Below are 7,844 nucleotides of genomic sequence, written 5' to 3'. Positions count from 1 at the left end.
TTAAGCTCGCACGACAGGCTGAAAAACACTGGCGACGAATCAATGCCCATAAACTCATTACCAAAGTCATTGAAGGTGTTAAGTTCGTTGATGGAGAAATAAAGGAAGCCGCATAACTGGAGAACTTGAGGATACTATCAAAACAATCATCCACAACTCTTGACAATATCTCCACACCACAAATGGCAATATGAATCGACAATAAGTGACTTGTGGGACAGCCTCTGGACATCTGCCGCCCACGGACATTGGCAGAACCACTCCTCTACGCTCCGGGATTCTGCCCTACACCGCAATCCTACTCCCCTTCTACAACAACTTCCTCTTTCTCGACGCCGTCGTGGCCATCTTCCGATTCCTTGATCGCCTCGTCCCTGATTTCGGAGTAGCGCATATGATCGAGATAGAGAAAGAACAAACCCGCCAGGAATACCGGCACGAGATCCATCACTTGCAGGACTATCGAAAAGCTGACAGCCTCGGATTTGCCGACATGAAACAGCGCCATGCCCGCGACGCATGCCCACTGGAATGTGCCGAGATTGCCGGGTGTAATCGGAAACATCAACAACACCGAATTGACCGCGAGTATCACAATCGCGCCCCAGATCGGCACCGTGAGACCGAGCGCCTTGAACAGAAAGATTATCACGAACGCATGAGCAGCCCAGAGTCCAACCGAGAAGAGTGCAGTCAGCAGAGTATGCCGCGTGCTCTTGAGCATATCGAGCGCATCTGCGAATGACCCCGCCACATGACGAATTTTCTCGAAGAACCTCGGATAGCGGACTTTGAGACGCCTCCGTCCGAATATGCGGAGTTTGCGCCGGTTGTGGACGACGAGCAAAAGCAATATCAAGAGAACCACGAGCGTAATCCCCGCCAGCAGTCCCGATCTGGAGAGCCAGCCCGGAAACACGATCACAGTCGAGCAGGCGAGCATCAGAATCACCAGCGAGATGCCGTCAAAGAGCACTTCAAGGACGACCGTCGTTGCGCAGTACGTCTTAGGAAGTCCGGCACGTTTCGACACCAGAAGCACCCGCGCGGCCTGACCGGTCAGCGCCGGAAGGGAGACATTCACCATCTGGCTGACGGAGAATATCGACAAGATCTGCCGCACCGAGATGCTCTTGACCGGATCCATGATAACCCGCCATCGGAGCGCCTTGAACAAGTTCACTGCGAAGGCAGCAATGGCAGCCGGAATCAGCATCCAGTAGTCGGCTCTGGACAGGATGTCCGATATTTTCTCGCGATCGAGGTCATGAAAGGACAGGTAGAGGAGGATTGCTGCGACAGCAATTCCCCATGCCCGCTTGTATTTCAAGATCTGACCCATCCTCCTCCTGATGCATTAGAGCATTGAAAGATAATCCCGCCCCAACTTCAAGTCAATCAATTAAATGGAGACTGGATCAATGCATGAATGCGAAAGAGATCAGATCCTGGTTGCGTCCGCGACCCTAATCCAACCCTTTAAGCGATTGTCGAAAACGCCTAAATACCAACCACTTTCCTGCTTGAGGATGTCGAACGTCAATCCCTCGTGTGCGATGAACTGTTCATCGAAACTCCCGCCCGGTCCAGCTTTGATCGAGACCTCTGGAACGACTATCGCCCCGCGCGATTTCAGGTAGTTGAGGTTGATGTTTACGCCGCCGCAGATGCCAGAGATCATAAACAGTACGAGCAGCAGAGAAAGGATGCCCTTGACGATCATCCCGCGCTCCCTCGTCCAGATCATGTAGATCAGAATGAGAGCGCTGAGAAGCAGGAAGATCGATGTCAGCACAGTCCATTCGTTGGCAGTATAGTAGAGCACAATCGACCTGTACCAATTCCAGATCGGGCTCGTGGCAGTGGGATCGACCTTATCGATCATATTCTGACGGGCGAATTCAAGATTCGCGAGAATGTCATCATTGCGCGGATCGAGCTTGAGCGCGCGGTGATAGCAGGCTATTGCCATTCCCAGCTGGTCTGTCTTGAAATAGGCATTTCCGAGGTTGTATTGAAGGGTGCTGTTATCGATTCCAGCCGCAACCAGCTTCAGGTAGTTGTCGATTGCCTCCTCGTAATCCCCCTTCTGATACGCCTCGTTCGCCTGATTGAAATCGTATTCGAGCGCATCGGATGCTTTCGCTGTGCCAATAGCTGTCAACAGAATCGCGAAAATCATGATTAGATAGATTGTTTTCATTTTATGTTCTGCTCGAAATTCACGATCCACTCCTGAGCCCGCTGCAACAGGCCACGCATGACATCCGGTTCGTGGCTCGATGGCGTGAACCTTCCCTCATCGCACGTCGAGACAATCCCAAAGAAAGTCGACTGAGTTTCTTCGGTTGCTTTCTTTTCGCTGAACAGTGTCTTCATCTGCTTCTCGGTCAATCCGTGAGCCGAAAGATTGAACTTGTCGCCAATGTAGTCGTACAGCGCCCTGCTCACTTCGGTATAGAACTGGTCAGCCTCGTTCTTGTCTAGATGGCTGCCAGCCACTGCCAAATGCTTCTGAGCTGTCTTGACAGCGTGGCGCAGTCGTCGATAACCGACATCACCGGCGAGCTTGTCCTTGTGGCGTCTAACCGCAAACACAACGCCGAGCGCAATCAGTGGCAGACAAGCTATGAAAATGAAGATCGGATTCGTAACATAGAGGCCACCGAATGAATCGCTGCCAGACTGATTGGTTATTATGAATCTTATGTCCGTCGCGACAAGAGCGAGCCGTCCAGGGAGGACTCCCGACCGTGACGCGATCTCTTCGTTTGAAACACCAGCTACTTTGATTTCGTAGTCCCGTCCGACCAGCTTCTTATATTCTCCACTCTCCGGATCGAAGTAATTCGTAACTACTGCGGGAATGGTGAACGTACCCGGCTTCTTGGGTACAAAAGTAGTTTCGAATGTCTTCGAGCCACCAACGACATACCCTGCCTTGGAGACATCTTCTGCCTTGCCGGAATTGAATACGCGGAAATCGGGTAGATCCGGAATCTGCGGTTCTGCCAGCGTCTTGATATTGCCTCTACCCGACAGTTTGATGCTGACGGTCACCGGCTGATTGACCTCTACTTCGGTCCTGTCTATGCTGGTTGACATCTTGAAATTGCCGACACTGCCGGAGAAATCGACCGGCTTGCCTTCTGTCGGTAGCGGGAGCACCACCACGTTGATCGGATCTGTTCCAAGGCTGACCGGCTTGACGGATGATCGCCTTCTTTCGAAGAAGCCGAAAGGATCTCTGTCAAAGAGAGACATCACATCATTGCCCTTGATTTCCAAAGAGGCCGATCCTATGGTCTTTTCGCCCGGAGAAGTCGGAAATAGCGCTCTCTTCACTTCGGCTACATAGTAATCTCTGCCGTGCAGGTTCTTGTAATAGTTCTTCTGAGGCGGCAGATCCTCAACCCAGAAGCCGGTCGCTGAAGGAGGCTTGTATTCGGGTTCCGAATAGAGGCGCTTCCCCTGATAGAACCTGAATGTGAGAGTTAGTTGTTCATTGACGTATATTGTGTCTTTGCTGACTACTGTCTCGATGAAAAAGTCGTCCTCACTTGATTGACCGTTGCTCGTCTGCTCACTCTGCTGCCCTCTTCGCTGCGACTGCTGAGGCGCCCTTGCTGCACCTTTGGTCACAGTGATCTGGATTGGAGACGTGACGTACGTCTTCCCCTTGTAAGACAGCGATTGGCGTGGGATAATCAGTGAACCTTCGGCCTGAGGCGTGAGAACAAAGCGGTGTGTCACTGAGGAAGAGACCACACCATTTGTGAATGAGAATTGCTGAGAACGTCCCGCACCGAAGACCTGGAATCCGGCTATCTGCGGTGTCGATGGCTCCGGAAGATCCTGTACAGAACCTGCGACGGTCAGTTCGAGTGATATCTGCTCACCGACAGCGACCTGCGTGCGATCGACTCCAGCGGTGAACGTCAGATCGTCAGCGCTGAGGCTGACCGGCAGCGTAATTGCCAGGAGTATTGTTGCGACCCACCGAAACAACTCTTACCAGTCCTTTCCGCTGTAACCGCCTGATGGCGCTTTCTCTTTGACGAGCTTCTTGAGCACTTCCCTGTCATTGCCCATTACGGCATTCAAGAGGCGCTCGGCATCCTCCTCGCTCATCTCCATCTCTTGCACTGACGATTGCTCTTGTTGTTGATCTTCATCGCTATCATCAGCCGCTGACTGCTGCTTGTCCTGCTGTTGCTGCTTATCCTGTTGATCCTGTTTCTGCTGCTGGTCTTGCTGATCTTGATCCTGTTGCTGATCCTGCTTGTCCTGCTGTTGCTGCTTATCCTGTTGATCCTGTTTCTGCTGCTGGTCTTGCTGTTCGTCCTTCTGTTGCTCCTGATCCTGCTGTTGATCCTGTTGCTGCTGCTGTTCTTCAAGCTTTCTGAGAGCAAGTTCGAGGTTGTACTTGGCATCAAGATCGTCAGGGTTCAAGTCCAGACTCTTCTTGTATGCATCCACAGCCTTGCCATAATCACCCTTGCGGAATTCAGTGTTTCCGACATTGTAATTGGCGTATGACTGCAGTGTACTGTCCTTGGAGACCATGACGTTCTTATAAGTCGCAGTGGCACTGTCATAATCACCCTGCTGATGATATGCGCTTCCGAGATTGAAATTTACGACGGGGTCCTCGGGATTCTCATTCCTGGCTTCTTCCAGCAGCTTCAGTGCATCAGCATAATCGCCCTTCTCATAGGCCTTGCCACCCTTATCGTTCAACTTCTTGAACGACTCCTCCGCCTTTGCAGTGGCAGTCGCCAGCATGAGTACCGCCAAAATTATCAAACAAATTCTCATGAGTTCTTCCGTCCTCTAATCACCAGCTTCTTGTCGGTGATCAGAAATTCCAGTATAAGCAAGATTATTCCTGCAACCAAGGGATATTGAAACCTGTCCTCGTACTGCGTCATCAACGAGCCTTCCAGCTCTTTCTTCTCCATGCCGAGAATTTCGTCATAGATGCGATCGAGCTCAATTTCTCCGGCCGTGGCTTGATAGTATTGTCCATCGGTGACATCTGCCATCCGCTGTAGAGCTTGCTCATCCAACTGCGACATCACGATCGAACCATCTTCATTCTTCTTGTAACCGACTACATCCCCACGCCGATTCTTGATCGGAATCGGTTCGCCTCGCACTGACCCGATGCCTATGGTGAAAATTCGTATTCCCTCTTCATGTGCTTTCTCGGCTGCTTCAATTGGCTTGGTGTCATGATCCTCACCGTCGGTGATCAATATGATCACCTTGTACTTCCGCTCAGATTGATCAAATGCGGTGATTGCTGTCTTGACCGCATCACCGATAGCTGTCCCCTGTGTCTCGATAATATCGCTGTCGACGACATCCATGAAAATATTGAATGCCGAATAGTCCAGCGTAAGAGGACAGTGAACGAAGCTTGCACCTGCAAACAGCACGAGTCCGACTCGATCACCGGACAAACGCTCGACAATGCCGCGTATCTCCTGCTTCGCTTTCTCAAGACGACTCGGTTTCATATCTTCGGCGTCCATCGATTTGGATGTATCGAGGATAATCATGATATCGAGGCCCTGTCGCTTGAGCATGACAGCGTGAGTGCCCCACTGCGGTCGCGCAGCAGCCAGCACCAGAAATATCAGTGCCAGCAGCAAGAATATATGCTTCGTAACACGCCCTGTACGAGAATAGTCCTCGGCAAGGCTGCTGAGTTTGGAGGGCAGAGCAAAGCTGTCTCTCGCTCGCTGACGAGCATATTTTGCCCAGAAGAAAAAGATTACCAGCAGCGGTATCGCAAACAGAGCAAACAGAATGTCAGCATTCGCAAACTTCATTATCGACCTTTGCTAACGTATTGTACGATGCATCCTGGCACCTGTTTCACTTACGGTATCTTCCGGAATCGAGTCTGCGAAAGAACCACTTCTACCAGGATCAATCCTAATCCAGCGACAAGAAAATACAGATACAACTCTCGATATTGCACATACTGTTTAGTCTTGATCTTTGTTCTTTCTAACGATGAGATTTCGTCGTAAATCTGCTTCAGACCTTTCTCATCCATGGCTCGGTAGTACTTTCCGCCGGTAAGATCCGCTATCTGACGCAGAGATGCTTCATCAATTTCGTTCTCGATATTGACATATCGCCTGCCGAAAATCGGGTCATCGACTGGGTACGGTGCAGGACCCGGCTTGCCGGCTCCGACAGCATATATTCTTATTCCGAGCGTCTTGGCGATTTCAGCGGCAGTAACCGGATTTATCTCGCCGGCGTTGTTCACGCCGTCGGTCAACAGCACGATCACTTTGTTCTTAGCGGGCGAGTTTCTCAGTCTGTTGCAGCTGTTCGCTATCGCCATCCCGATGGCGGTCCCATCCTCCACCATTCCGAAGGTTACTTCATCCAGAAACTTAAGCAGGATGTTGTAATCGAGAGTCAGGGGGCATTGGGTGAAACTCTCCTTCGCAAAGACAACAAGTCCTATTCTGTCGGAAGTGCGGCCTGCAATGAACTCTTTGATCACTTGCTTAGCCACATAGAGCCGATTCTGCGGCTTGAAATCCTCCGCCTTCATGCTCCCGGAGATATCGAGCGTCAGGATGATGTCGATACCCTCCGTTTCAGACTCCACATTGACACTGCTTTCCTGAGGTCTGGCGAGCGCAACAATCAACAGCACGAGCGCAAGGATGCGCAATCCGGGTGAAACGAATTCAGCCCAAATTCGTCCGGCAGGACTCGTTTTCGTGATCAGTCTGAAGTCGGGAAAGAGGATGCTGGATGTTCGCCTGCGGCTGTATCTGACCAACCAGAAGATCAGCAGCGGAATTATCGCCAGAAGAGCAAATGCGATCGGTGTCGCGAAACCGTAGCTCATTTCACATCCACCTCTTCAGATCGGCGCTTACTGGTATCCTGAACAAACCGCCAGCCTCTCTGGAAATCAGATTCAGCTTCATGCGTCGACGGCAGGAGCTTGGCGAATTTGACAAGATCAGCGCTGACAAACAACTCGAACAGCAGATCGAAATCGGCCTGATCGAGACCGATAGCCTTCAGTTCATTTCTCAATTCGGTTGTTGTCCGGTCGAGTGCGTCAATGCCATAACGAGGTTCAAGGTATGTTTTCAATATCTCCGTCAACCGAAGATAGAACAGCTTGTACTCCTCATCTCTCAGCAGATCGGACTCTCTCAGCTTCTTCAACTCCTCTTCCGCAATCACCCATGGCGGCCGTCTGTCGACAGAATTCACCTCAGCTACTGCGTCCGGAGCTTTCCTGCGGCTCTTCCAGAGCCAAATCAGAACACCCGCCAGCACGATCAACGCGATCGCAACGTAAATCCAGGGGAATCGGCCTCCGAAGTATATGGGCGGCTTCAAGCCTTTGATATCTGCGAGCGAATCAGTGGATGCCAGACTCAGTATCACGACCGAAAGAGAATCAGTCGCTGCTTCAGTGATGCTGCCGTCGGTCGCAATGAATCGCAGTGTTAATCGCGGGATCCAGAGTTGGCCTGTTTCATATGCTGCAATAACAAACTCGATATTGTGAGTCAGCTTGCCGAGCTTTCCGGACGATAAACTGGAACTTCTCTTCTTAATCTCAAACTTGCCGAGACTCTCTCCGATAGGAATCGAATCCACGACCACATTGGAATCAGTTGTCAGCGTTAGCGTGTACCTGAGACGGTCGCCCATGTATGCCTGCTGTCGGTCTATGGCAGACTCCACCGTGACAGCGCCCTGCTGGCCGAATGCGACGGCTCCGATTCCAAACAGCGCAAGCAAGATTGCGATCATCGACAGATTCGAGATATTGATTTTCATGATACTCA

Annotated in this window: 7 protein-coding genes; all 7 read right to left on the bottom strand. The window is 51.2% G+C overall.

Annotated elements, in window-relative coordinates; translation table 11 throughout:
* Nucleotides 1-298: 298 nt before the first annotated feature.
* Nucleotides 299-1,342 carry a flippase-like domain-containing protein gene (locus tag KKH67_05315; protein MBU1318601.1) on the bottom strand — a complete coding sequence of 348 codons (1,044 nt, stop codon included), beginning with the start codon at nt 1,340-1,342 and terminating at the stop codon, nt 299-301.
* A gap of 99 nt (nt 1,343-1,441) precedes the next feature.
* Nucleotides 1,442-2,203 (bottom strand): tetratricopeptide repeat protein, encoded by a 762-nt coding sequence (locus KKH67_05310; GenBank protein MBU1318600.1) that lies wholly within the window; start codon nt 2,201-2,203, stop codon nt 1,442-1,444.
* The gene (locus tag KKH67_05305) at nt 2,200-4,008 is read right to left on the bottom strand and encodes a BatD family protein (GenBank protein ID MBU1318599.1); all 1,809 of its coding nucleotides are present in this window, start codon (nt 4,006-4,008) and stop codon (nt 2,200-2,202) included. Before KKH67_05305 ends, KKH67_05310 begins: the two co-directional genes overlap by 4 nt.
* 3 nt (nt 4,009-4,011) lie before the next feature.
* Nucleotides 4,012-4,818, bottom strand: a complete 807-nt coding sequence (locus KKH67_05300) for a tetratricopeptide repeat protein (protein MBU1318598.1) — start codon at nt 4,816-4,818, stop codon at nt 4,012-4,014.
* Nucleotides 4,815-5,837 carry a VWA domain-containing protein gene (locus tag KKH67_05295; protein MBU1318597.1) on the bottom strand — a complete coding sequence of 341 codons (1,023 nt, stop codon included), beginning with the start codon at nt 5,835-5,837 and terminating at the stop codon, nt 4,815-4,817. Before KKH67_05295 ends, KKH67_05300 begins: the two co-directional genes overlap by 4 nt.
* Before the next feature lie 50 nt (nt 5,838-5,887).
* On the bottom strand, nt 5,888-6,883 hold the full coding sequence (locus tag KKH67_05290) for a VWA domain-containing protein (protein MBU1318596.1): 996 nt from the start codon (nt 6,881-6,883) through the stop codon (nt 5,888-5,890).
* Nucleotides 6,880-7,836: a hypothetical protein gene (locus tag KKH67_05285; GenBank protein ID MBU1318595.1), complete on the bottom strand. Its 957-nt coding sequence runs from the start codon at nt 7,834-7,836 to the stop codon at nt 6,880-6,882. Before KKH67_05285 ends, KKH67_05290 begins: the two co-directional genes overlap by 4 nt.
* Between the last annotated feature and the right edge of the window lie 8 nt (nt 7,837-7,844).

It is taken from the genome of Candidatus Zixiibacteriota bacterium (assembly GCA_018820315.1).
Taxonomy (GTDB): domain Bacteria; phylum Zixibacteria; class MSB-5A5; order JAABVY01; family JAHJOQ01; genus JAHJOQ01.
This window is presented reverse-complemented; position numbering and strand designations above follow the sequence as displayed.

Excerpts from the sequence above, each read along its gene's own strand:
- KKH67_05315 (MBU1318601.1), bottom strand. The coding sequence starts at position 1,342 with ATGGGTCAGATCTTGAAATACAAGCGGGCATGGGGAATTGCTGTCGCA.
- KKH67_05310 (MBU1318600.1), bottom strand. The coding sequence starts at position 2,203 with ATGAAAACAATCTATCTAATCATGATTTTCGCGATTCTGTTGACAGCT.
- KKH67_05300 (MBU1318598.1), bottom strand. The coding sequence starts at position 4,818 with ATGAGAATTTGTTTGATAATTTTGGCGGTACTCATGCTGGCGACTGCC.
- KKH67_05295 (MBU1318597.1), bottom strand. The coding sequence starts at position 5,837 with ATGAAGTTTGCGAATGCTGACATTCTGTTTGCTCTGTTTGCGATACCG.
- KKH67_05290 (MBU1318596.1), bottom strand. The coding sequence starts at position 6,883 with ATGAGCTACGGTTTCGCGACACCGATCGCATTTGCTCTTCTGGCGATA.
- KKH67_05285 (MBU1318595.1), bottom strand. The coding sequence starts at position 7,836 with ATGAAAATCAATATCTCGAATCTGTCGATGATCGCAATCTTGCTTGCG.